The sequence below is a fragment of the Hyphococcus sp. genome (genome assembly GCF_965267305.1).
Lineage (GTDB): Bacteria > Pseudomonadota > Alphaproteobacteria > Caulobacterales > Parvularculaceae > Hyphococcus.
Map to the genome: position 1 here is coordinate 37,687 of NZ_OZ253945.1, position 24,550 is coordinate 62,236.

Consider the following 24,550-nt stretch of genomic DNA (forward strand, 5'->3'; position numbering starts at 1 on the left):
CGTCTTGAGCGTTCGATGATAATAAGAACCGGCAGGCTCTATCAGACCTTCAAATATCTCGTCTACGCGGCGCTTGCGGTCAACGCCGGCCATTTCTTCATCGAAAACGTCGCGGGCAGTTCGACGACCTATGAAGACGGCGTCGCCTTCAGCGACATCATCGTCGCCTATACGGACTCCATCGATACGGTCGCATGGCTGATCCTGCTTTTGCTTCTGGAGCTTGAGACGTTCGTTTTGCCCGACGAGCGCATCAAGGCGGGCGTCGAATGGACGATCAATATCCTGACCATCCTGTGCGGCGGGATCATTCTCTACGCCCTCTATGGCTATTGGGCGACGTTATGGATACCGCTCGGATTTGAACCTTACGCCGGCGCGGACCCGTGTTCGCTGTTGAGCGGCGAGTGGGGGTTTGCGGTGGCGCTCGACGACTATCCGCCGCTCGATGCGCAGAACTGCACAGCGCTCGCCGGCGAGGTCTTCGTCAACGCCAAGGCCAATCTCTTCGCGACGCCGGAAAATTTGAGTCTCATCAACCGGCTCGCCTGGACCGATGTCGTTAATGCAAGCGTCTGGGTCATCATTGTCGCGGTGCTGGAAGCAGAGGTTTATCTGCAATCTTCCAAGCTCTTCGGCACGAAATTTTTCTTCGCCTACAAGTCGGCGAAAATCCTGCTTTACGGCGTTCTTTTCGTGTGCGCTTACTATTGGTGGATGCTGGGCGAGCCGTGGGATGCCTGGGACGCCTTCTTGTGGCTGGTCGCATTCTTCTTTATCGAAATGAACATGCTGACCTGGCAGGAAGAAAATGCGGAACGCCGCGCCGCCGGGTTTATTAAATAGAGACTTTTTATGACCTTTGCTGAAAGCGTCGCCCGCGCCAAGGGCCGCGTCACGATCCGCACCGGCGCCTTTATCGATGGCGCCTTCCGCCCGTCGAAAAGCGGCGAGACCATGCCGTGCCTTACGCCCATTGACGGCAGTTCGCTCGGAGACATCAGCGCCTGCGACGCGCGCGATGTTGACGATGCGGTTGCATCGGCGCGCAAAAGTTTTGAAGCCGGGCATTGGCGCAAGCTGGCGCCGCGCCAGAAGCGCGACATCATGCTCGCCTTCGCGCAAAAGATTGAAGACAACGCTGAGGAGCTGGCGCTCCTTGAAACTCTCGATATGGGCAAGCCGCTCTCGCACACGAAAGGCGCCGACATTCCGCTCGTGGCGCAGGCGATCCGCTATTACGCCGAAGCCATCGACAAGGTGAATGACGAGCTGGGGCCGTCGCCGCATAACGCCGTCTCCATGATCGTGCGCGAGCCTATGGGTGTTGTCGGCGCCGTTGTGCCGTGGAACTTCCCCTTATTGATGGCGTCGTGGAAATTCGCGCCGGCGCTCGCCACCGGCAACTCAATCGTCGTGAAACCCGCGGAGCAGGCGAGCCTCACCATGCTGCGCGCGGCGGAGCTGGCCATGGAGGCGGGGCTGCCTGAAGGCGTCCTCAATGTCGTTCCGGGTCTTGGCGAAAAAGCTGGCAAGGCGCTGGCGCTGCATATGGATGTGGACGCCATCGTCTTCACCGGTTCGACGGCGGTCGGCAAGCTCATCATGGGCTACGCCGCGCAGAGCAACTTAAAACGCGTCGGGCTCGAATGCGGCGGCAAGAGCCCGCAGATCGTCATGGAGGACTGCCCGGATTTCGATGCGGCGGCGGAGGCGGCGGCCTGGGGCGTTTTTTACGATCAGGGCCAGGTCTGCACGGCGGGGACGCGTCTGCTCGTGCAGAATTCGATCAAGAAAAACTTTCTCGAAAAAGTCGCCGCCATTGCGAAGGATTTGAAGCCCGGCGATCCGCTCGATCCCGCCACAAGCTTCGGCGCCATGGTCGACGAAGGACAGATGAACAGCGTTCTTTCCTATGTGCGCAAGGGAAAGGCGGAGGGCGCGAAACTCTTATGCGGCGGCGAACGCGCGCTCGGAAACAGCGGCGGGTTCTACGTCGCGCCGACGATCTTCGACGGCGTCGACAACAAGATGACCATCGCGCAGGAGGAGATTTTCGGGCCCGTCATCTCCGCCATCGGGTTCGACGGTTTCGATGACGCGATGACGATCGCCAACGACACGATCTACGGTCTTGCGGCGGGTATCTGGACCTCGGACATCGACAAGGCCATGCGCGCGGCGCGGACGCTGCGCGCTGGCAATGTCTGGGTCAACAACTGGGATGGCAGCGACATTACGACGCCCTTCGGCGGCTTCAAACAGTCGGGGTTCGGGCGCGACCGCTCACTCCATGCCATCGACAAATACACCGAACTCAAAACCATTTGGATCGAACTGCGGAAGTAGAAATGGCAAGCGACACGCAAACCGGCCAGAACGACTGGCTGAAATCCTACTGGATGCCCTTTACGCCGAATAAGGCGTTCAAGGCGAACCCGCGCATCAATGAGCGCGCCGAAGGATTTTACTATCACACCAGCGACGGACGGAAGATTCTCGATGGTTTCTCGGGCCTGTGGTGCTGCAATGTCGGGCATCGTCATCCGAAAATCACCGAAGCGATGAAGGCGCAGATCGACGAGCTCGATTATTCCAACGCCTTTAATTTCGGCCATCCGAAAATTTTCGAACTGGCGAATGTGATTTCCACGCAATTCCCCGGCGAGCTCGACAATGTGTTCTTCACGAACTCAGGCTCGGAAGCGGCGGATACGGCGCTGAAAATCGCCATCGCCTATCAGCGCCTCAAAGGCGAAGGGACGCGCACGCGCCTCATCGGCCGCGTCAACGGCTATCATGGCGTCGGCTTCGGCGGCATCAGCGTCGGCGGCATGGTCAACAACCGGAAGTTTTTCGGCAGCCTTCTGCCCGGCGTCGATCATCTGACATTCCCTTATGACATGTCGAAACAAGCCTTCACCCAGGGCGAACCGGAGATCGATGTCGAACCCTTCATGAAGGAGCTCGAAGGGATCATCGCCCTGCATGATGCATCGACGATCGCGGCGGTTATCGTTGAACCCTTCGCGGGCTCCGGCGGCGTTTTCGTGCCGCCGAAAAACTACATGAAGCGCTTGCGCGAAGTGACGAAGAAGCACGGCATTCTCCTCATCGTCGACGAGGTGATCGCCGCCTTCGGGCGCATGGCCGCGCCGAACGCCGCGACCTATTTCGGCGTCGAGCCGGATATCGTCACCGTGGCCAAGGGGATCAATAACGGCGCGGTCCCTATGGGCGCCGCGATTGTGCGCAAGGAAATCTACGACACGTTCATGGACGCGATGCCGGCCGGCGTCGAATTCTTCCACGGCTATACCTATTCGGGCCATCCGCTGGCGGCCGCGGCGGCGCTGGCGACCCAAAAAATCTTCGTGGAGGAGGGCGTTTACGATCAGGCGAAGGCGCTCGCCCCGTATTTCGAGGAGGCGGTGCATTCCCTCAAGGGCGAGCCCCATGTCGTCGATATCCGCAATGTGGGACTCGCCGCCGGGGTGACGGTCGCCCCCCGCGACGGCGCGCCCGGCGCGCGGGGCGGCGAGGTTTTCCTCAAAACCTATGAGAACGGCGTCGCCATCCGCGCCAATGGCGACCATCTCGCCATCGCGCCGATCCTCACTATGGGCCGGGCCGAAATCGACCAGACGGTCGAGGCGCTGCGCGCGGGGCTGAGAGCTACCGGTTAGGGCCACAGCTTAAAGCCGCCCGGCTTGAAATCGCCATCTTTGTCCCCGATTTGCGGGGAGGCGCGATGCGCCGGCCCCGTCTTCGCCTCCGCGTTGCCACTGGCTTCAAAGGCCGTTAGAACCGGCGCTCTCCGAGGGGCGGGGCGGCTCTCGGGACGAGATTTAGGGCGGACCCCGGCGCCGATTAGGGCAGGAAATCGAAAGTGGCCAACGAAGACAGCGTATTACTGAAAGAAGTCGACCAGGCGCTTGAAGAAGACCGAACATGGGATTTCTTCCGCAAATACGGGACTGCGCTGATTGTCGGGGCCGTCGCTATCGTTGTCGGCGTCGCGGGCTGGCAGTTCTGGAACCACACAAAGACCCAGGAGGCCCAGGCGCAAGCATTGGAATACCGCGCTGCGCTGGATCTTCTGAATCAGAACACGGACGCCGGCCGGGCGGCCCTTGAGACCGTGGCCTCGGAAAGCGGCGGATACGCCGTTCTCGCCTCCTTGCGCCGGGCTTCCTCCTATGCGGCGGGCGGGGAGCGCCTGAAAGCGCTCGAGATTTACCGATCCATTGCATCGGGCAGCGCGCCGAAACGCATCCGCGATCTCGCAAGCATTCGCGCCGGCTATCTGGCGCTCGCCGACGGACGCGACGCAGTGATGGGCGACGTCAACGCCATCGCCGAAGAGGAAGGCGCCTTCAGCTATTATGCGCGTGAGATTCTCGGTGTCGCGTCGCTCAATGCCAAGGATTACGAAAGCGCTGTCGCGACCTTCACTGCGCTGTCGCTCGATCTTGAAACGCCGGAAGGCGTGCGCGAACGCGCCGAGGAATTCGCGGCGCTCGCAGAGGCTGGTCGCGCCGGGGTGAATATTTCAGGCGAATTGCGGGTTGACGATCTCGTGCAGTCTCTCGGGCTCGACGCCGCTCAGGAAGAAGCGCCTGACGCCGCTGCGCCGGTTGAAGAGACGGCAGTTGAACAAACGCCAATTGACGAGACGCCAATTGAAGAGACTGACGGGGACGATAGCGCTGAAGACGGCCATGACGGCCACAATCACGAAGAGTAAAACATGAAATTTCCCTCGCTCCCTGTCTGGCGCGCGCTTCTGCTAGTGTCCGGTTTTGCGCTGATTTCCGCCTGCGGCACGCTCGGCATCGGCGGCGATAAAGACAAAAAAGCCGAAGAAGAAGAGGAAGACGACGAACGCATCTCGATCCTCGCGCTCGATGAACAACTCATTGCGGACCCGCGCTATGCGGGAACGACCATCGATATTCCGCCGTCTTATGTGAACGCTTCATGGACCCAGCCCGGCGGCGAGGCCGACCATACGCTACACCATTTGAGCGCGCCGCTTGAACTCAAGACCCTCTGGAAAGCCGATGTGGGCGACGCTTCAGCGCGCCGCGCGCGCCTGACTTCGCCGCCCATCGTCGTCGACACCCGCGTCTTCGTTCTGGACGCCGAAACGAAAGTGACGGCGTTCGACACGGAGACCGGAGACATCGTCTGGCGCACGGAGCTTGCGCCGGATATCGACGAGCGGTTCCGCATCCGCGATCTATTACGAGGCCCCAATCCGGCGGAAATCGGTTTTGGCGGCGGCGTCGCTTTTGAAAACGGACGCATCTTCGTGACCTCCGGTTTCGGTTTCGTCGCCGCGCTCGACGCCCAGACCGGCGAGGAATTGTGGCGCGTCAAAACCGAAGCCCCGGCGCGCACGCCGCCGACCGCCTATCGCGGCCGCGTGTATCTCTCCACCAACACCAATGAGTTTCTCGCCCTTAATCAGGAAACCGGCGAAAGGGACTGGAGCTTCCAGTCCTTTGAAGAGGCGGCGCGGTTTCTCTCTTCGTCGAGCCCGGCGGCGGCGGGCGACCTTGTCGTCGCGCCATTCTCCTCCGGCGAGCTTGTCGCGTTTCTCGCCGACAGCGGCCGCTCGGTCTGGGACATGACGCTGGCGCGCCAGTCGCGCTTGACGTCGCTGGCGACGCTTAACGACATTGCCGGCAGCCCGGTGATCGACCGCGGCCTTGTCTATGTGGTGAGCCATGGCGGGCGGTTTTCGGCGATCGATATCCGCACCGGCCGCCCCGTATGGGAGGCGTCCATCGCCAGCCTGCAGATGCCGTGGGTTGCAGGAGATTACATCTTTCTCGTTTCTGTCGATGGCGAACTGGTCTGCGTCTCGCGTAATGACGGGGCCATTGTCTGGGTGACCGAGTTGCGCCGTTACAAAAAAGAGAAAAAGAAAAAAGGCCGCATCACCTGGGCGGGTCCCGTTCTCGCGGGCGACAGCCTGATCCTCGTGTCTTCCGAAGGCGAAATAGTGAAAGTCGCGCCCGAAACAGGCGAGATTACGCTGACCGACGACATTGACGGCAGCTCCGTCGTGTCGCCGGTGGTTGCGGGAGAGAAAGTCTTTATCCTGACCGAAGAGGGCAAGCTGATCGCCCTGCGCTAAGGCGCTCGTGCGGCCGCTTGGCGAGGACATGCCGGTAAAAATCGCTCTTGTCGGCCGTCCGAATGTTGGCAAGTCCACCTTGTTCAACCGGCTTGTGGGCAAACGTCTCGCGCTTGTCGACGACACGCCGGGGGTGACGCGCGACCGCCGCGAGGGCGACGCGAAGCTTGGCGATCTTACTTTCACCGTTGTCGACACGCCGGGGCTTGAGGAAGCGCCGGAGGCTGCGCTCGAAGGCCGGATGAGGAAACAAACCGACGCCGCCGTTGCGGAAGCGGCGGCCTGTCTCTTTCTCATCGATGCGCGCGCCGGCGTGACGCCCCTCGACCGCACCTTCGCCTCGCTGCTGCGCTCCAGCGGCAAGCCGGTGATCCTCTTGGCGAACAAGGCCGAGGGCTCGGCGGGCGAAGCGGGTTTTTACGACGCCTTTGAGCTCGGCCTCGGCGAGCCCATCGCCATTTCCGCCGAGCATGGCGAGGGCATGGGCGAGCTTTACAACGCCCTCGAGCCGTTCTTCGCCGAGACGCAAGACGAGGAAGAGCTCGACGAAGAAGCCGAGTGGGATAATCCCTTAAAGCCGCTGCGTGTCGCGATCATCGGCCGCCCGAACGCCGGCAAGTCGACGCTGGTGAACAAACTCATCGGCGAGGAACGCCTGCTCACAGGCCCCGAAGCGGGGATCACCCGCGATTCCATATCCGTGGAATGGCAATGGCAGGGGCCGGACCGCATCTGGCCGGTGAAGCTCTTCGACACGGCGGGGATGCGCAAGAAGGCGAAAGTTCAGGCGAAGCTCGAAAAGCTCTCCGTCGCCGACGCGTTGCGCGCCATCAAATTCGCTGAGGTCGCGGTCTTGCTGCTCGATGCGGAGCATCCTTTCGACAAACAGGATTTGCAGATCGCCGACCTTGCATTGCGCGAGGGCCGTGCGCTCGTCATCGCCGTCAACAAATGGGATTTGATCGAAGACAAAGACGCGAAGATGCGCGAAATCCGCGAAATGGCGGCGCGGCTTCTTCCTCAGGCGCCGGATATTCCGATCACGCCCTTTTCCGCGCTGACAGGCGCAGGCATCAATCGCTTGATGCCTGCGGTGACGAAAGTCTATGTGGACTGGAACGCGCGGGTGAAGACGCCGGAGCTCAATGACTGGCTGCAGGAAGCGGTGCATCGCCATGCGCCGCCGGCGGTCTCGGGTCAGCGCATCAAGCTGCGTTATATCGCCCAGACGAAAACAAGGCCGCCGACTTTCGTGGCGCAATGCACCCGCGCGGAGGATTTGCCCGCGTCCTACAAGCGCTATCTCATCAACGGCATTCGCGACGCCTTCGACATCAAGGCGGTGCCGATCCGGCTGATTCTCAAAAAGCCGGGCAATCCTTATGACAATAAGGACAAGCGCTGACTTTTGGCGTCAGGCGCCCTTCCAGTCCTTGAACGAAACGCGCATGGGTTCGCGTTCTTTGCGCGTCAGCAGATGATAAACCAGCGGCAACAGTTCGTCTGGATGGGGCAAGGTTTCCGGGTCCTCGCCCGGCATGGCGAGCTTGCGCATTTCCGTGCGCATGGGGCCGGGGCTGATGAGCGAGACGTTGACGGAGGTTTTCGCGTTTTCCTCCGCATAGGTTTTCAGCAGCATGTCGAAAGCCGCTTTCGTCACCGCATAGGTTCCCCAAAACGCTTTCGCCGCTTCGCCGCCCACACGCGATGACAGGCCGATGAGCCTTGCATCTGTTGAGTTTCGCAGCAGCGGATCAAGCGCGCGGATCAGCCGCCAGTTCGCCGTCACATTGAGGTCGAGCGTATGCTTCCAGACGCGCGGATCGATATCCGGCAAAGGCGCCAGTTCGCCGAGGGACCCGGCATTGAGGACCAGAATGTCGAGCGCTTGAAAGCGTTCGGTCAGCGCATCGGCAAGGCGTTCAATGCCGTCCGCTTCGACAAGGTCCATGGGAATGAGCGAGGCCTTGCCGCCCGCGGCCTTGATCTCGTCATCGACTTCTTCAAGCGCGCCAGTGGTGCGGGCGAGGGCCAGCACATGGGCGCCCGCCTTGGCGAGGCCGACGGCGATGGACCGGCCGATGCCGCGGGAGGCGCCGGTGACCAGCGCGGTCTTGCCGGAGAGATCGGGGAGAGTCATGAAAACGTGCTTTCTCTTAGTTTGAAGCGCTCAATAGGGCGGATGCGATCTCCTTCGCAACCCGCTCAAATGTCGCGCTGTCGAGCGCATCTAGCCGAAATTGCGCCAGTGGCGGGCCGCACCGTCCGCGTTTCCGGCTTCTTTCATAGGCCGGATCGTAATGGGCGCGCATGAGGTCCGCGGCGAGGGCGCGCCAGGCGCCGGCTTCGGCGAGATTTCTCCATTCCGCGACGGTTTCCTTTGAGTGGAACGGCGCCAGCCGCCCGATGGCCTCAAGGGCCGCTGCGCGGTCCCCGGTAATGTCGGGATAGGCGGTGAGGAGATAGTCCGCGCGCGTCTCTATGGGGGCTGCTAGGGCGATCCGGGGTGCCGATTGCATCGCTGTCCACAATCGCTTGGGGACTTCGCACCGGCCGATGCGATTGGATTCGGCTTCCACAAGAATAGGCTTTTTCAGGTCGAAGCGGCGCAGCCGGTCATGGATCAGCGTTTCAAAATATTTTTGCTCCGGCTGCGGATCATCCTCATAGCCGCCGAAGACTGAGCCGCGATGGCGGGCGAGGGCTTCGAGATCGAGAATTTGCGCGCCTTCATTTTCCGCGGCGCGCAGGATTTCCGATTTCGCAACGCCGGTCTGGCCATCGAGAAGGACGACCGGCAACGGCGCCTCGCTGTCGCGCAAATCCGCCGTCACCGCCCGCCGCCAGGTCTTGTAGCCGCCCTGCAAGACGCCGCAACGCCAGCCGACTTGCGACAGGATGGTCGCCATGGCGTTGGAGCGCATGCCGCCACGCCAGCAATAGATCAGCGGATGGAATTTGCTGGGGCGATCAGCGAACGCGGTTTCAAGATGCCGGGCGACATTGCGCGCCACATAGGCGGCGCCGACGCGGCGCGCCGTGAACCGCGATTCCTGCTTGTAGATGGTTCCGACTTCCGCTCGCTCGGCGTCGTCGAGGACGGGCAGATTGATGGCGCCGGGCAGGTGGTCCGCCGCAAATTCCGAAGGCGAGCGCACGTCGATGATCGCGTCGAAGCGCGCCAGGCTCTCCGCCCCGATATCGGTTATGGTTTCGATCATGCCTCTTCCGAAAGCGCTTGCGCGACGCTGAAAAGGGGTGTTCTAGACTGTCTGGAGCCGCCCGCAAGCAGCGGGGCCAAGAAGGAGGGACATGCCGCCCGTGTCTGAACCGCGCCTCACCTCGCTCGCCCATGGTGGCGGCTGCGGCTGCAAGATCGCGCCGAATGTGCTGCAGGAAATTCTGAGCTCCATGCCGGCGGCGGCAACCCATGTGGGGCTCCTCGTCGATGCGGCGAAAAGCGACGACGCTGCGGTGTACAGGATTTCCGACGACGCAGCCGTGATCGCCACCACGGATTTTTTCATGCCGATCGTCGATGACCCCTTCGACTTCGGGCGCATCGCCGCGACCAACGCGCTTTCCGATGTTTACGCCATGGGCGGTCGGCCGATCTTTTCGCTGGCGGTTACGGGGATGCCAATCGGCAAGATGTCGACGGAGACGATCCGGCGCATTCTCGACGGCGGCCGCAGCGTCAGCGAGGCGGCGGGCGCGCCAGTGGCGGGCGGTCATTCCATCGACTCTGCCGAACCGATTTACGGTCTTGTCGCTTTGGGCCTCGTTCATCCAAATCGGCTGTTGCGTAATGACGGCGCGAAAAGCGGCGATGTTCTGATCCTCGGCAAACCGCTCGGCGTCGGGGTTTTTTCCGCGGCGCTGAAGAAAGAAATCCTGACGCCTGAAGGCTATGAGGAGATGATCGCCTCAACGACGCTGCTTAATCGTCCGGGGGCGGATATTGCGGAAATCGACGGCGTTCACGCCATGACCGATGTGACCGGCTTCGGGCTTCTCGGTCATCTTGCGGAAATCTGCCGCGGCAGCGGCGTGGCGGCGGCGGTCGAGGAAAGCGCCGTGCCGGTGTTCGATCTCGCGCGCGAGCTTTTGCACAAAGGTGTCAAGACCGGCGCGTCGGGGCGGAATTGGGAAAGCGTGAAACAATGGATCGAGGCGCCGGCGGACTGGCCGGAAACCTCGCGCGACATGCTCACCGATCCGCAGACGTCGGGCGGTCTCCTCGTGTCCTGCGCGCCCGAGGCTGCGGACGCGGTCATCGCCGCTTTCCGCAAACACGGTCACGCCTCGGCGACGGTGATCGGTGCGGTGATGGAAGGCGCGCCGTCGATCCGTATCGGCTAATGCGTTTTCTTTTCTTCCGGTTTTGCAAACACCCAGAGCATCGCATCCAGCGCTTCGCGGTGATAGATGCTTGAATGCTCGAGATCGGGCCGGTCCGAAAAGCTCCAGGCGAGGCCTGGGACTTTCTGTTTCTTGAGCGCCGTAACCACATCGAGAACGCCTTCGCGCATCAGACCGCCTTCATTGGCGATGGCGAGGTAAAGCTTGCCCTCCTTCTCTGGCATTTTGCGCAAATACTCGCCGGCGCCTTTGGCGAGCGCGGCGTTGTCCCACCACAGGCTCGGCGAGATGGCGATATAGCTGTTGATACTCTCCGGCGCCGTGAGGAAGGTCTCCATCACGAAGAGCCCGGCGAAGCTTTCGCCCATCAGCGCGCTCTCCCCGCTGACGCGGTAATGAGCGGCGACATCGGGCATGACTTCATCGGTGAGAAACGCGCGGAAGCCTGCGGCGTTTCCGTGGGTTGGAAAATCTTCCCGGTCGCGCGGATCAGCAGAAGGCGAGGTCAGTTCCGCGCGGCGGTCGACGGTTTCGACGCCGACGACAATCACATCGCGGAACATGCCGGTGATGGTCGAAAGCTGCGCAAGGCCGGATATGTGATGAAAATCCTGCTGCAACCCGCCGTCGAGAACATAAAGCACGGGATATTTCGCATCGCCTTCCGCATAGGACGGGGGCAGCCAGACATTATAGGTGCGCGTGTCACCCAGCGCCGCTGACTGGATATGCCGGCTTTCGCCAATGACAATGGGCTCGACGGCAGGCGCCGTTGCCGGGACTTCAGCTTGTGGAGAAGACGCACAGGCGGCGGCGAGCAGCATGATGCAACAGGCGAGAAAACGCATAAAACCTACCTTGATGATTAAGAGAGCGTGCGGCGCAACGCGTCGGACCAGCCGGCGAGGTTGCGCTGGCGCGCATCCGGCGCCATGGCGGGCTGGAAGCGGGCGTCGAGACGCCAGCGCTCGGCGATTTCGTCCATGTCCTGATAAACGCCGGCCTTGAGGCCTGCGAGATAGGCCGCGCCAAGCGCCGTCGTCTCCAGTACTTTCGGCCGCTCCACGGGGAGGCCGAGAATGTCCGCGAGAAACTGCATCAGCCAGTCATTGGCGACCATGCCGCCGTCGACGCGCAAGGTTTTGGTTTCGGCGCCATCGCGCGCGATGGCCGTCATCAGGTCCGCCGTCTGATAGACGACGCTTTCGAGCGCTGCGCGGGCGAGCTCCGCGCGTCCGGCGCCGCGCGTCAGTCCGGAAATCAGTCCGCGCGCTTTCGGCGCCCAATGCGGCGCGCCGAGCCCGGTGAAGGCCGGCACGAGATAAACGCCGTTATTGGTTTCGATGCTTTCGGCGAGCGCCGCCGTTTCTTTCGCATCCTTGATGATCTGCAATTCGTCGCGCAGCCACTGGATCGCGGCGCCGGCGATGAAGATCGAGCCTTCAAGCGCGTAGGTCGTCTTGCCGTCAAGGCGCCAGGCGATGGTGGAAAGCAGCTTGTTGTGCGAGGCGAGCGGCTTGTCACCCGTATTGATGACGACGAAACAGCCGGTGCCGTAGGTGCTTTTAATGTCGCCGGGCGAGAAACAGGCCTGGCCGAAGGCCGCCGCCTGCTGGTCTCCGGCGACGCCGCAAATCGGCACCGCCCGTCCGAACAGCGCCGGATCGGTCATCCCGAAATCTTCGGCGCAGTCGCGCGCCAAGGGCAGGATTTCCTTCGGCACACGGAATTTCTCGAGCAGCGCGTCGTCCCAGCGATTGTCGTGGATGTTGTAAAGCAATGTGCGGCTGGCGTTTGTCACGTCGGTGAGATGGCGTTCGCCGCCTGTGAGCCGCCAGATCAGAAACGAATCCACCGTCCCGAAGGCGAGGTCGCCGTTTTCGGCGCGCGCCCGCGCGCCATCGACATTGTCGAGAATCCAGGCCGCTTTCGTGGCGGAGAAGTAGGGATCGAGCAAAAGCCCCGTGCGCGCCGCCACATGGGTCTCAACGCCTTCTTCGCGCAGTCTTGCGCATTCATCCGTCGTGCGCCGGTCCTGCCAGACAATGGCGTTGTAGATGGGCGCCCCGGTGTTGCGGTCCCAGATCACGGTTGTTTCGCGCTGATTGGTGATGCCGATCGCCGCGATTTCGCCGCCGGTTTTTTCCGCCGCAGCGAAAGCCTCGCGCGCCGTCGCCAGCGTTGTCGACCAGATGTCTTCCGGGTCGTGCTCGACCCAGCCGTCTTGCGGGTAATGCTGCGGAAACTCGGCCTGCGCCGATGAAACCCTGCGCCCGTTGCGGTCGAACACGATGGCCCGGCTCGATGTGGTGCCCTGATCGATGGCGAGAATGTATGGCGCTTCAAAGTCCGTCATGTTCGCTCCCGGCCTTTTTGTTTTCGCCAGTCTACCGTGAACCTCAACGCCTCAAAACCCTTTAATGTTGCGGATTGTTTCCAACCTCCATGAACCCTGATAGGCAGGGCGCCGACATCTTTTGGGAGAGCGAAATGAAGACAGTTTTATCGATGGCCGCTGCTGCGGCGGCGCTGGCGCTCGCCGCCTGTTCGCAAGGGGAGAAACCTGCGAGCGGCGCGGCCGGCGTAAAGCTTTACACATTCGACTGCGGCCGCATTCAGATGAACGATCTGACGCTCTTCACGCAAGGCAATGAATATGACGGGCGCACCAATTACGGCTCGGTCATGTGTTTTCTTGTGCGCCATCCGGACGGCGATCTCTTGTGGGATGCAGGGCTGCCCGCGGCGATCCATGATGCGGGCGAGGAAGGCGTCACCTCCGGACCGTTTACGATGGAAATGCCCAAAACCATCGAAATGCAGCTCGCCGAAATCGGTCTGACCGTGGATGACGTGGATTATTTCACGCCGTCCCATTCGCATTTCGATCATATCGGCGATGCGGGCCGGTTCGCCGGCGCGACTTTCCTGATCGACAAGGACGAACGCGCGCATATGTTCCGCGACGAGGCGCGCGCCGACGAACAGACTTTTCCGCTCTATAGCGATCTTGAAGGTGCTGAGACGGTTGAGTTCGACGGCGATCACGATGTCTTCGGCGACGGCAGCGTGACCATACTCGACATGCCGGGCCATACGCCGGGGCACAAATCGCTGCTTGTAAAGCTGGAGAACGAAGGTCCGGTGCTGCTCTCCGGCGACCTTTATCATCTGCAGGAGTCGCGCGAAAAACGGCTCGTGCCGAAATTCAATACGAATGTCGAAGACACGCTCGCTTCCATGGACCGCTTCGAAGAAATTGCGGCCGAAACCGGCGCGCGCGTCGTCATCCAGCATGTGATGGCGGATTACGAAGCCCTGCCGCGACTGCCGGACTATCTGGATTAGAGTGGCGTCATCCCGTGCGCGGCGCGGCATGAAATGACGCGCTGCAGACACGGGATCGCTATCGGCAAGCCGAGACCGGTCCCGGATCAGCGCCGCAATATTTCATATTGCAGCGCATCCGGGATGACGTCCCTTTCTAATACCTCACGCTCACTCTTGCGCCGTATGTCGCCGGCGCGCCGGGCGCCGCGATGTCCGCCGCGCCGCCAGTGATGAAGAAGTTGCGGGTTTCATCATACTCCGTGTTGAAGATGTTCCGCCCCCAGAGCGCCAGGTCCCAGCGCCCGTCATCGGGACCGAAAGCAAGTTGCGCATTTGCAAGCCAGTAATCGCCGACCGCATAAGCGGCGCCGAGAAGCGGCAGGGAAAGCGTGTCGCGATAGGAATAATCGAAACGCGCGCGCGCCGACCAGCCGTCCGCAACCGGCGTTTCGGCCTCGACGAACCCGAGATAGCTGATATTCGGAAAGCCGAGATCCTGGCCTGAGCGGTCGGTGAGGACTTCCATGCCTGCGAGCGTCGATGCGGCGATGTCGAGATCCATGAACTCGGTGAACTCGCCGGTCTTGTAGCCGAAGGTTTGCCCGATGGTGAGCCAGGGCGAGGGGGTCAGCACGGCCTCTAGCTCCGCGCCGTAAATCTCGCTGTCGGCGTTGACGATGCGGCCGACGACCGCGCCGGTGCCTGCGTCGAAAATCGCCGACTGCACCTGCTGGTCCTTGTAATCGTAATAGAAGGCCGCGCCGTTGAGCTGCAGCATGTCGCCGAACGAGGTTTTGAATCCGGCTTCGAAGGCGTTGAGCTTTTCCGGCAGGAACGGCGTCAGCGCATTGGGGTTCAGCGTGTTGTAGGCGGTGAAGCCGCCGGACTTCACGCCGCGGCTCGCATGCGCATAGAGCAGCACATCGTTAGCCGGCGTCAGTTCGACGCCGATTTTGCCGGAAAGGTTGTCGGAATTGAGATCGCGGTTCTCGCGCGTGCCGTCGATTGTTTCGTTGGCGAAGTTCAAGGGCCCCGTAACAACTGCAAACGTGCCGAGATCGCGCAGCTTGCGCTCTTCGTCCTCATAACGCAGCCCGGCGATGAGCGAGACCAGCGGCGACAATTCGTATTCGCCGTGAACATAGGCCGCCATGGTGCGGACATTCTGGTTATACGGCGTCGAGACCGCAAAGCCTGGCCCGAAACTCGCGGCGAAATCGGATTGATAAAGCTCCCCGAGATCTTCTTCGGAATAATAAAGGCCGCCGACCCAGTTGAGCGCGCCGCTTTCGCCGGAAAGACGCAGCTCGTGGGACATGACGTCGGCGCTCGACTGGAAAAAGACGCCGGCCGCGCCGAGCTCGAGCGCGTCATAGTCGTTGAACTCTTTGCGGTTGAGAACCTCATAGGCGCCAATGTAAGTGAGCGTCGCGCCGCCGAGGCCTGCGTTGACAGTCAGGCTCGTCCCCCAGCCTTCATTGTCTCGGAATGGCGCTTGCGTTTCCGATATGCCGGTCAGCGCCGCGAATTCCGGCGAGGAGCCCCAGCTTGTCTCGCCGCGGTCATGGGCGAGGGGGCTGAAAGCGGAATCGTTGAAAAGCTGAAGCCCGAGCCCGTCGGACTGGTCGATAAAGCCGTGCAGGTTGAAGATCGCCTCCACATCCGGCGTCACGTCGACGGCGACAAGCCCGCGCAGCGCATATTGCTCGGCGTCGCCAAGCTCCTCGCCGGTCTCGCGGTTGGTCTGCCACGCGCCGCCCTGCGCCGTCGCGCCGGAAAGCCGCACACGGATATTGTCCGCAAGCGGCCCGGAGACGAACGCTTCCGCATCGACGCGGCCGAAGCGTCCGCCCTCGATGACGGCGCCCGCGGAAAATTCATCCGTCGGCTGCGCGCTGATGATCTTGATGGCGCCGCCGGTGGTGTTGCGCCCGTAAAGCGTGCCCTGCGGCCCGCGCAGCACTTCGACACGTTCAACATCAAAGATCACCCCTTGCGTCATCGCCGGGATCGGATAGGCGACATCGTCCACATAGACGCCGACGGTGGGCGCATTGTTGGTGGCGTAATCGCGGAAGCCGACGCCGCGAATGGAAAAGCTCGGCTGCCCGGAACCGAACTGGCTTTCGATTTCGAGATTGGGAGAGAAGTTTTCGAGCGCGTTGATCTTGCGCGTTCCCTGCGCAATGAGATCGGCGCCGGAAAAGACGTTGAGGGCGACGCCCACATCCTGCGGGCTTTGCTCGCGGCGCTGCGCCGTGACGAAGATTTCATCCGTGGCCTGCGCGAAGGCCGCGCTCGACAGGACGCCGCCGGAAAGGGCGGTAGCCAGTATCAATTTTTTCATGGGGGCGTTTCCGTTACTCACATTGGCGAAGCGCGGCTGCGCCGTTTTACTCGATGCATGCCGTCTCCAATGCCTCGCGCCGACCCGCCCGCTTGCCGGCGTTTTACTTGCCTAGCGGACGCTCCCGATTTGAACGCCGCCCCTCAGGTGAGGACGCCGATTTACCCGGCGACGGAGCCCACGCACGGTTGCGCGAGGCGGCTTGTTTAACGCTTTTATGACGGCCAAGCAATGGAGGATCAGCGGCCCAGAAACGCGATCACGCTTTCGGCAAAACCCGCCGGATCGTCCCAGTGTAGCGAATGCGCCGCGCCCGGAAGAATGTGAAGCCGGGCATCGGGCGCCGCCGCAAAGGCGTCTTCTATCTCCTCGGGCGAAAACATCAGGTCATGCTCGCCCGCAAGGAGCAATGTTTCCGCTTGGAGCGCGGCGGGCAGCGCGCTGGCGTCATAGGTGCGAACGGCGTCCACCTGACGGCGCAGGTCTGTGACGGACTGTGCGTAAGGATACGCTATGGAAAGCGCGATGGCGGCGTCCACGGCGTTCTTGTTTTCGAAAAATTTCGGTTTGAACAGCCAGTGAAAAAACGACCGCAGCCAGAGTTCGTCGCCGACGCCTGCCTCGCGTAACAAGAGCAGTGTGTCGATCACCGAAAATGTGCGCGCCGGTTTCTTTGCACAGGATGCCGCGAGAACGAGCCTGTCGATGCGTTCCGGCGATTTGGCGGCGAGAGTCATGGCGATCACACCGCCCATGGAATGACCGAGGACATGCGCTCTGTCGATTTCCAGATGATCGAGTAAAGCGGCGCAATCTTCCGCCATGGCGTCGATGGATAGCGGCGCATCGGTCTTGGTGCGTCCCGCGCCGCGATTGTCCGGCATCATGAGTTTGAAATGTCTGGACAGCATCGGCGAGACCGGACCCCAGCTCGCATTGTCGCTGGCGAGACCCGCGATCAGCAGCAGCGGCGGGCCGTCGCCCATGGTTTCATAGTGGATGTCGGCGTCTTTCGTACTGAAGCGGGGCATGTCACGCGCCTTTTTTATCCTGACCGCGAAGCCTGTAATAGCGCAGCGCCGCGCCCGGCGCGCCGAGCAGGGGGTGGCGGCGCTCCCAGTCGGTAATTTGAAGATCGACGCCGGAATGGCGGTTGATCTTCCAGGCGATGTAATCGATGCCGCCCTTGAAGGTCTGCGTGCCTTTCAAAAGACGGAGGACAGAAAGCGACGCGCCCTGCATCGCACGAAGCCGCCAGCCAAGAGCCGTGTCCGGCGCTTTTTCTTTAAGAGTGATGACGCCTCCTTCAACCGTGTTTTCAAGACCGGCATAAGTGAGCGCCGGGGCCGTCACGTTTGCCGTCCAGCCGCCATAGTTGTCGATAAGCTTGCCCGCGCGGGTTTCGTCCTCAGCGCGAAGCTCCGCCTTGTAGGAGGCGCCGAGCCCCGCCAGCCATAGCTCTCTCGCAGTAAACGAGCGGCCGACGAGTCCCGCTGCGTGTTTGCAGAATACGGCAATCGAATTGGCGAGCGCTGTTTCAAGCCGCGCCGTCATCTCCGGCGACACGCTGTGAATGCGGCAAGGCTGGGCGAAACGCGCCCAGAAATAGGAATGAAAGGTTTCCGCGCTCGCCAGCTTTTCAAAGTGATCGATGGAAAGAACGGCGTATTTCGCGCGCAAGATTCCAAAGGGCGATGGCGTTTCGAAATAAAAGACGTTTGGCGGAATGAGCTTGTTGGCGAGTTTCATCATGCTGGAAGCATAAAGCGCGTCATAACTCTCGCCGATCACATAGAAATCGTAGATGACGCTCGACGGGTCGTCCTCGCGCGCGACGCTGGCGCCCGAACCATAGAAAAGGACGGATGCGCCTGTATGTTTTTCCGCCAGCGCATCGACGAGAATTTGCGACGGTTCCTTAAGCGGCGGCGCCGATACGGCGCGTATCTCCCCGCGCAACAGGGAAAGCGCGGCCTCTTGCGCAGCCGTTTGGTGCGAATGTGATGTCATCAAATGAGAAAGGCGGCTTTTTCGGAGACCTTGAGAATAAGGTCTTCCCCGGGCGCCGTATGGAATATCTCGCCGTCGAAAACCACAGGCCCGTCGAAACGCAGGCGCATTTCACGGCTTTTCCAGCTGTGATAGCCAGCCTCGGCGAACCAAGGCTTGGCCTTGCCGCGCAGCACCGGCATCGCCGCCTGAAGCAGTTTGCTCCGCGGGTAATCGATCGCGGTGACGGCCATGGGATCGGCGCCTTCGCCCCAGAAGGGGAAGATGCCGGCCGAGAGCTTTGTCAGCGTCGTCATGGCGATGAACGAAAGATCGCGCGGTTCGAAGTCGCCGCCATTTTCCTTGATCTCGGCGGAAAGCGGCGCCGGGCCCTCGCAATTGTCGAAAGCCGATTTCATGATGAACCCGGCCACCGACAGGGCCAGCGCCAGCGAACGTTTGGCGCCCATGGACTGAACATTCTGCCGGCTGAATTGAACCGCGGTGTGAAAGAGGCCGGCGCCGAGAAAGAAGCCGTAAATCGGATCCTGACGTTCCGACAACTGCATGCCGATCAGCGGACGCTCGAGACGCGAAACCTCGCCGCGGCCGCGCCGCCACAGGAAATTGTCGAGCGATGTCGCGGGCGGTCCCTGCAAGCCGCAATCATTGGCGATGACATTGGTCATGCCGCAGGGGAGAGCGACGTAGCTGGGTTGCGTCTGGAAGCGCTTGCGGTTGATGGCGCTGGTGATCGCCGCCTGCATGGTGCCGTCGCCGCCGGCGAGGATCAGCGTGCTCGAGTCGCCCTTTTCGATGTCTTCAAGAGCGGGCACGAGATCCTCGATCCGCTCGAGAACGTAGGGGCGAATGTCGGCGTAGCGTTTCGTGACGTAAAGAAGCTCATCCGCAAGCGAAGCGTTGCGGCTGCTCTTTGCATTGATAATCATCGACGCCGTCGACATCTCCACACACCTGTCAACTCTTCCGGCGTAGTCTCTGCCGCAAGCAGTTAGTCAAATTTTAAACCGAGCCCCCGGGCCCGGAGGGCATCACAATAAAACAGCCGCCGGACTGTCCTCCGGCACGCCCCCTTTATCCATGATGTCACAAAACGGCCATATTTATCCACTGACCGGCTCAGCTTTTCAATCGGGGAAATAGGCGCCCTAGCGGGCAAGGGCCAGATCCCGGGTTTCAAAGCTTTGTGATGCTATGAACGGCCTCTGAACACCCGTTTCAGGAGGGGGTTCGCGCCGACGCCATAAGCGAGCTCAGCCGGATGACGGGCGCGCCAGATGCAAAAGTCGGCGGAATTGCCCGCGTTCAGGGTTCCGGCGTCTTCGAGGCCAAGGGCGGCGGCGGCGCAGCGCGTCGCCCCTGCCATGGCTTCCTCGGGCGTCAGGCGGAACAGGGTGCAGCCCATATTCATGGCGAGAAGCAGCGAGGTCATGGGCGAGGTGCCCGGATTGCAGTCGGTGGCGAGGGCCATGGGAACGCCTGCCGCACGCAGTGCGTCTATGGGCGGCAGTCTGGTTTCGCGCAGATAATAGAACGCGCCTGGCAGCAAGACGGCGACGGTTCCCGCTTCGGCGAGGGCGGGCGCGTCTTCGGGTTTCAGATATTCGAGATGATCGGCGGAAAGGGCGCCGTAGCGCGCGGCGAGCTTCGCGCCGCCGAGGTCGGACAATTGTTCCGCGTGAAGTTTCACGCGAAGTCCGAGCGAAGATGCTTTTTCAAAAACCCGTTCGATCTGCGCCGGCGAAAACCCGACGCCTTCACAGAAGCCGTCGACCGCATCGGCAAGGGTCTCGCTCGCGGCGGCGGGCATGATGTCGCTGCAGACATGAGCGATGTAGTCGTCTGCGTTTTTGAACTCCGGCGGCAAGGCGTGCGCCGCGAGAAGCGTCGTCTTCACGCGCACTGGACGCTCGTCTCCAAGCCGCCGCGCCGCGCGCAGCATTTTCAGTTCGTCTTCAAGCGTCAGTCCGTAACCGGATTTGATTTCGATCGTGGTGACGCCTTCGCCGATCAGCGCGTCGAGACGGGGCAGGGCCGTCTCGACAAGTTCATCCTCGCTTGCGGCGCGGGTGGCGCGCACGGTCGAGAGGATTCCGCCGCCGGCGCGCGCGATCTCTTCGTAGCTTTTGCCGAGGAGCCGCGCCTCGAACTCGCTCGCCCGGTCGCCCGCATAAACAAGGTGGGTATGACAGTCGATGAGGCCTGGCGTGACGAGGCGGCCTTCAAGGTCTTCGGTTTCTTTCGCCGCGGCGTCCGGCAAATCCGCCATGGGTCCTGCATAGACGATCCGGCCGTCTTTCACCGCGATGGCGGCGTTTTCGACGAGGCCATAGGCTTTCGGCCCGGCCATCGCCGCCAGCGTCGCATTGGTGAAAAGGAGGTCGTACATCATCCGGCTTATAGGGATAGCCGGTAAAGTTGGAAATGTTCAGGACTGAATCTCCCCTCTCCCGCTGGCGGGAGAGGGGTCGGGGGTGAGGGTGGCGCCTCTGCTCAAAACGAACTCGGTTTGCGCCATATTGCAACGTCGTCCACCCTCACCCTAACCCTCTCCCGCCAGCGGGAGAGGGAATAGCTCACAACTGGAGGTGACCGTCACGCCGTCAAGGGCAAAGGCATGACTTGCGGCGCGGTTTTTGCTGATTTTGGGACGGCGCAGGGTTAAGATGAGAACGGGGCGCCGGACTTAAGGGTGAAGCGTATGACGGCGGGAATCCAATGGAAATCAGCGATTGCAGGCGCGGCGGTCCTGTGGGCCGCTTTCGGCGCGGCGGCGAAGGCCGAGACCTATAATCTCAGCGATGTTTCATTTCGGGACTTCACCGGGACCGTCGATATCAAGACGACGAGCGGCGATGAAGTCGACATCACCATCCGCCAGGGCAAGACCTACGCGCCTTTGAAACTGGAAGAAAAAGACGGGGTCCTCGTCATCACCGGCGAGAGATGGAAAGAGGATGACGGTCTCGATTGTTGCGACCGGCGCATCACCCGCACCTTCGAGCCGCGCGAAGGCCGCACGCTGAAAGACGGCGAGCCGGTGGATGAAACGCTCTTCGCCGCCTATCCGACCATTGAAATTCTGATGCCTTTCGAGGGCGATGTTGAATTCATCGATGCGCGCATCAAGCTCGACATGGAGCGGCTTGGCGGCGCGCTCAATCTCGACGCGTGTTACGTTTATGGCGAAACCAGCGATCTCGGCGAGGCGGTCATCGGCGTCGTGCACGGCTCGCGCCTCGTCACCGGCAATGTGAAGGGGGGCCTTGAAATCGACGTTTCCGGCGACGCCGACGTGCGCACCGGCGACGCCTCCATCGTCGATGTGGACATTGCGGGACCGGGCGATGTGGTTCTTGGCGATATCGACGGGATGCTCGACATCTCGATTGCAGGCTCAGGTCTTGTGCGCGCGACGCGCATGGACGGGCCCATGACCGTCAGGATCGCCGGCTCCGGCGCCGTTGCGGTCAAGGCCGGCCGCACCGACAAGCTTCGCGCCTTCATCGACGGCTCCGGCGGCGTCTTCTTCCGCGGCGCCGTCACCCAGCCGGAGCTCACCATGTACGGCTCTTCCGAAGTGCGCATGGACAGCGTCAATGGCCGCATCACCCGCCACGGCAAGGGCGGCGCGATCTATGTGAACGGCGTCCGATACGAAGACTAGGCCAAGTCCCCGCACTGATTTTCTGTATGCGCTGCAACATAGGGCGGGCGCGGCGCATATTGCGCGCCGCCCCCGATTCGCGTTCTAATGCTTTGAAATCCGGCCCGACGGCGGCGCTTGGCCATTTGTCGGCATCCGGAATGTTTCCATCAGGACAGTTGCTCAGCAGAAGAAATCAAACAGAGAGCAGGAGAGGGACGATGGCTGCGATACTTTCAAATTTGCGCAATACGGTGATTGCGGGGTTCGTCCTCGCCTTGCTGTTGGTGATTATCTACATGTCCATGGGCGGGACCTTCGGACCGGCCTATTGGAGCTTTTTCTTCCGCTGGCTGCATGTTCTGTCCGGCGTGATGTGGATCGGGCTTTTGTGGTATTTCAACTTCGTCCAGATCCCAACCATGCCGGCGATCCCCGACGAGCAGAAGCCGGCCATCGGCAAGCACATCGCGCCGAAGGCGCTATTCTGGTTCCGCTGGGGCGCCATGTCGACCATCGCGACAGGGCTGATCCTCGCCATGCTGAACGGCTATCTTGTTCAGGTTCTGACTATCGGCGCGGTCGACGGGTTCGCCGTCCGCACGCATGTCCTTTTGGGCATCGGCATGTGGCTCGGCGCGATCATGTGGTTCAATGTCTGGTTCATTATCTGGCCGAACCAGCAGAAGGCGCTCAACATCGCCAATAAATATCCGGACCTCGCCGCCGATGCGAAGGCGAAATCGGCGCGCACGGCCATGCTGTTCTCGCGGACCAACACCTTGCTGTCGATCCCGATGCTCTTCGCCATGGTCAGCGCGCAGAACATCTAGAAGACAGAACCGAACCAGAGAAAGGCGGCGCGAGAGCGCCGCCTTTTATATTTTAAAACCGTGCGCGTTACGCCTTCTCGCATTTCACACCCGAAACATGACTTGAAAGCGCCCGCCATCCATTCGGCGCATCGGCTGCGCGTTCGAGCAGGTTGGAAGACGTATAGGAATGCCGGCAGGGTTGGCCTTCTTCATTCCGCCGGTCGCTGCTCCCCTGGCCGACGACGATAACGAGATCGTCTCTCAGCCAGACGAAATTCCCGACCTCATAGCGGAAATTCGAAGGGTTCCAGGGCTCGGCCTTGACCCCCTCAAGCTCGTCGGCGCGCGTGGAGACTGCGCCGTCCGGCCCGATATTGACGAAGGCGGGGTCGAGGAAAGCGGCAAGGCCTTCGGCGTCCTGGTTTCGGTAATATCCGGGCCAGATGTCGGTCTTTATTGTGGTGAGCGCGGCTTCGTCCGCGGTGCGGTCCGGAGCGGTTTCCGCCCGGGCGGCGACGGGCGCAAGGGCGAGAAAGGCAAGGGCGGCGGCGGTGGCTTTCATGAGGCGTCTCCCGGTTGCTTGAGCGGAGGGTAAGACCAGCCCGGCCGCCGTGGCCAAGGCTGTTGCGGCGAGCCGGTTCGCTTTTGCGGCGGAAAGTGTTCGATTTTCGCGTCCGGGGTCTTGAAATGCCCGGGTGCTGCTCCATATGTCTGCATATCTGCAAAATCTTGCAAGTATGCAGATGCGCGGCGGCATGTCAGAATATCGCGTTCCGTTCGCCGTGCGAGAAGCCCTGACCCCGCCATTGCGGGCTCAAGGAGGGAAATGGAATGCCAGGCCGCCAGCTTGTCGCGAGAGAGCTCGCCGAAATCTTCAAGATCATCGCCCATCCGGACCGTATCCGGATGATCGAGGAATTGCGGACCGGCGAGAAAGACGTGAACACGCTGGCCCAAAACCTCGATCTGCCGGGCGCCCGCGTATCTCAGCATCTGAGCCTGATGCGCGCGCATCGCCTCGTCGAGGAGCGGCGGGACGGCCGCCACCATTTCTATCATCTGATCCAGCCGGAAATCGCCGGATGGATCATCGACGGTCTGGACTTTGTGGAGGGCCGTCTCAACGGCGTTCCCAAATCCAGCATCACCCAAGCGCGGCGCCTGTGGACGGCGCCGACGAAAGCAGCAAATTCCTCATAGGAGAGAGACCAGATGCCCCGTTTCGCCGCCGGCGTCGTTCGCTTCCAGAACGAAGTATACCCGGAGAAAAAAGAGCTTTTCGAAAAACTGGCCAGCGGCCAGTCGCCCGAAGCTTTGTTCATTACCTGCTCGGACTCGCGGATTGAGACCGCGATGATCACCCAGACCGAACCTGGCGATCTCTTCATCGTCCGCAATGCGGGCAATATCGTGCCGCCGCATACGATCCAGACCGGCGGCACCACGGCGTCGATCGAATTCGCGACGGCGGCGCTGAAAGTTCCCCATATCGTCATCTGCGGCCACACCGAATGCGGCGCCATGAAAGGCGCCATGAACCCCGAAGGCCTCGATGCCCTGCCGCATGTGAAGGAGTGGCTAAGCTACTCGAAAGCAGCAGTGGATATCGTCAAGGACTCAGGTTCCGCCCTCGATGAAGCGAAGAAAATGAAGATGCTGCTCGAGCAGAATGTCGTCCTGCAATTGCAGCATCTCAAAACACACCCGGCGGTCGCGGTGCGGCTCGCCAAGGGCGATCTGCAGCTTCACGGCTGGGTCTATGACATCAAGACCGGCGGCGTGGACGCCTATGACGAAAAGCAGGAGAAATTCCTGCCCGTCGATGTGCGCTATGCGTCGGAGATGGCGAAACTTGCCACCAGCGGCTGCGCCGCTTAACGCTTCAACGCATTCCG

The 24,550-nt window shown here is 61.6% G+C and carries 22 protein-coding genes; 12 read left to right on the forward strand and 10 right to left on the reverse strand.

Features of this window, described 5'->3' with window-relative positions; all coding sequences use genetic code 11:
- Window positions 1-15 precede the first annotated feature (15 nt).
- The 6 genes from ACQY5P_RS00180 (at window position 16) to der (ending at window position 7,550) form a co-directional block, all read left to right on the forward strand.
- Window positions 16-846: a hypothetical protein gene (locus ACQY5P_RS00180; protein ID WP_428408813.1), complete on the forward strand. Its 831-nt coding sequence runs from the start codon at window positions 16-18 to the stop codon at window positions 844-846.
- A 9-nt stretch (window positions 847-855) separates the two neighbouring features.
- The gene (locus ACQY5P_RS00185; protein WP_428408814.1) at window positions 856-2,349 is read left to right on the forward strand and encodes an aldehyde dehydrogenase; all 1,494 of its coding nucleotides are present in this window, start codon (window positions 856-858) and stop codon (window positions 2,347-2,349) included.
- Between the two features lie 2 nt (window positions 2,350-2,351).
- Entirely contained in the window at window positions 2,352-3,686 is a 1,335-nt protein-coding gene (locus tag ACQY5P_RS00190) for an aminotransferase class III-fold pyridoxal phosphate-dependent enzyme (protein WP_428408815.1), read from the forward strand.
- A 203-nt stretch (window positions 3,687-3,889) separates the two neighbouring features.
- Window positions 3,890-4,747 carry a tetratricopeptide repeat protein gene (locus tag ACQY5P_RS00195; RefSeq protein ID WP_428408816.1) on the forward strand — a complete coding sequence of 286 codons (858 nt, stop codon included), beginning with the start codon at window positions 3,890-3,892 and terminating at the stop codon, window positions 4,745-4,747.
- A 3-nt stretch (window positions 4,748-4,750) separates the two neighbouring features.
- Window positions 4,751-6,145 (forward strand): PQQ-binding-like beta-propeller repeat protein, encoded by a 1,395-nt coding sequence (locus tag ACQY5P_RS00200; protein ID WP_428408817.1) that lies wholly within the window; start codon window positions 4,751-4,753, stop codon window positions 6,143-6,145.
- 28 nt (window positions 6,146-6,173) lie between these two features.
- Complete coding sequence (gene der, locus ACQY5P_RS00205) at window positions 6,174-7,550, forward strand: ribosome biogenesis GTPase Der (RefSeq protein WP_428410701.1); 1,377 nt, start codon at window positions 6,174-6,176, stop codon at window positions 7,548-7,550.
- 9 nt (window positions 7,551-7,559) lie between these two features.
- On the opposite strand, the gene ACQY5P_RS00210 is transcribed toward der, so the two are convergent.
- Both ACQY5P_RS00210 and mnmH read right to left on the reverse strand, forming a co-directional pair.
- Window positions 7,560-8,285: an SDR family NAD(P)-dependent oxidoreductase gene (locus ACQY5P_RS00210; protein ID WP_428408818.1), complete on the reverse strand. Its 726-nt coding sequence runs from the start codon at window positions 8,283-8,285 to the stop codon at window positions 7,560-7,562.
- 16 nt (window positions 8,286-8,301) lie between these two features.
- Entirely contained in the window at window positions 8,302-9,366 is a 1,065-nt protein-coding gene (gene mnmH, locus ACQY5P_RS00215) for a tRNA 2-selenouridine(34) synthase MnmH (protein WP_428408819.1), read from the reverse strand.
- Between the two features lie 91 nt (window positions 9,367-9,457).
- Here mnmH and selD point away from each other — a divergent pair, with 91 nt between their 5' ends.
- On the forward strand, window positions 9,458-10,507 hold the full coding sequence (selD, locus tag ACQY5P_RS00220; RefSeq protein ID WP_428408820.1) for a selenide, water dikinase SelD: 1,050 nt from the start codon (window positions 9,458-9,460) through the stop codon (window positions 10,505-10,507).
- On the opposite strand, the gene ACQY5P_RS00225 is transcribed toward selD, so the two are convergent.
- Together ACQY5P_RS00225 and glpK are read right to left on the reverse strand one after the other, a co-directional pair.
- Window positions 10,504-11,355, reverse strand: coding sequence for an alpha/beta hydrolase (locus ACQY5P_RS00225; protein ID WP_428408821.1), 852 nt, complete (start codon window positions 11,353-11,355; stop codon window positions 10,504-10,506). The genes selD and ACQY5P_RS00225 overlap by 4 nt on opposite strands.
- Before the next feature lie 17 nt (window positions 11,356-11,372).
- Window positions 11,373-12,863 (reverse strand): glycerol kinase GlpK, encoded by a 1,491-nt coding sequence (gene glpK / locus ACQY5P_RS00230; RefSeq protein WP_428408822.1) that lies wholly within the window; start codon window positions 12,861-12,863, stop codon window positions 11,373-11,375.
- 134 nt (window positions 12,864-12,997) lie between these two features.
- Here glpK and ACQY5P_RS00235 point away from each other — a divergent pair, with 134 nt between their 5' ends.
- Window positions 12,998-13,855: an N-acyl homoserine lactonase family protein gene (locus tag ACQY5P_RS00235; protein WP_428408823.1), complete on the forward strand. Its 858-nt coding sequence runs from the start codon at window positions 12,998-13,000 to the stop codon at window positions 13,853-13,855.
- A gap of 136 nt (window positions 13,856-13,991) precedes the next feature.
- Here the strand turns inward: ACQY5P_RS00235 and ACQY5P_RS00240 are convergent, their stop codons facing one another.
- The 5 genes from ACQY5P_RS00240 to hutI form a co-directional block, all read right to left on the reverse strand.
- On the reverse strand, window positions 13,992-16,184 hold the full coding sequence (locus ACQY5P_RS00240; RefSeq protein ID WP_428408824.1) for a TonB-dependent receptor: 2,193 nt from the start codon (window positions 16,182-16,184) through the stop codon (window positions 13,992-13,994).
- 239 nt (window positions 16,185-16,423) lie between these two features.
- Window positions 16,424-17,215, reverse strand: coding sequence for an alpha/beta fold hydrolase (locus ACQY5P_RS00245; protein ID WP_428408825.1), 792 nt, complete (start codon window positions 17,213-17,215; stop codon window positions 16,424-16,426).
- Window position 17,216: 1 nt separating this feature from the next.
- Window positions 17,217-18,194: a hypothetical protein gene (locus ACQY5P_RS00250; RefSeq protein ID WP_428408826.1), complete on the reverse strand. Its 978-nt coding sequence runs from the start codon at window positions 18,192-18,194 to the stop codon at window positions 17,217-17,219.
- Window positions 18,194-19,138 (reverse strand): diacylglycerol kinase family protein, encoded by a 945-nt coding sequence (locus ACQY5P_RS00255; protein ID WP_428408827.1) that lies wholly within the window; start codon window positions 19,136-19,138, stop codon window positions 18,194-18,196. The genes ACQY5P_RS00250 and ACQY5P_RS00255 overlap by 1 nt, the downstream gene beginning before the upstream one ends.
- Window positions 19,139-19,386: 248 nt before the next feature.
- A complete protein-coding gene (gene hutI / locus ACQY5P_RS00260; protein ID WP_428408828.1) occupies window positions 19,387-20,586 on the reverse strand; it encodes an imidazolonepropionase in 1,200 nt (399 codons plus the stop codon).
- 309 nt (window positions 20,587-20,895) lie between these two features.
- Between hutI and ACQY5P_RS00265 the strand changes: the two genes are divergently transcribed.
- Entirely contained in the window at window positions 20,896-21,861 is a 966-nt protein-coding gene (locus ACQY5P_RS00265; RefSeq protein ID WP_428408829.1) for a GIN domain-containing protein, read from the forward strand.
- Between the two features lie 200 nt (window positions 21,862-22,061).
- Window positions 22,062-22,673, forward strand: coding sequence for a urate hydroxylase PuuD (locus ACQY5P_RS00270; RefSeq protein WP_428408830.1), 612 nt, complete (start codon window positions 22,062-22,064; stop codon window positions 22,671-22,673).
- Between the two features lie 67 nt (window positions 22,674-22,740).
- On the opposite strand, the gene ACQY5P_RS00275 is transcribed toward ACQY5P_RS00270, so the two are convergent.
- Window positions 22,741-23,217 carry a nuclear transport factor 2 family protein gene (locus ACQY5P_RS00275; protein ID WP_428408831.1) on the reverse strand — a complete coding sequence of 159 codons (477 nt, stop codon included), beginning with the start codon at window positions 23,215-23,217 and terminating at the stop codon, window positions 22,741-22,743.
- Window positions 23,218-23,486: 269 nt separating this feature from the next.
- Here ACQY5P_RS00275 and ACQY5P_RS00280 point away from each other — a divergent pair, with 269 nt between their 5' ends.
- Window positions 23,487-23,855 carry an ArsR/SmtB family transcription factor gene (locus tag ACQY5P_RS00280; RefSeq protein ID WP_428408832.1) on the forward strand — a complete coding sequence of 123 codons (369 nt, stop codon included), beginning with the start codon at window positions 23,487-23,489 and terminating at the stop codon, window positions 23,853-23,855.
- A 12-nt stretch (window positions 23,856-23,867) separates the two neighbouring features.
- Window positions 23,868-24,533: a carbonic anhydrase gene (locus tag ACQY5P_RS00285; protein WP_428408833.1), complete on the forward strand. Its 666-nt coding sequence runs from the start codon at window positions 23,868-23,870 to the stop codon at window positions 24,531-24,533.
- Window positions 24,534-24,550 lie beyond the last annotated feature (17 nt).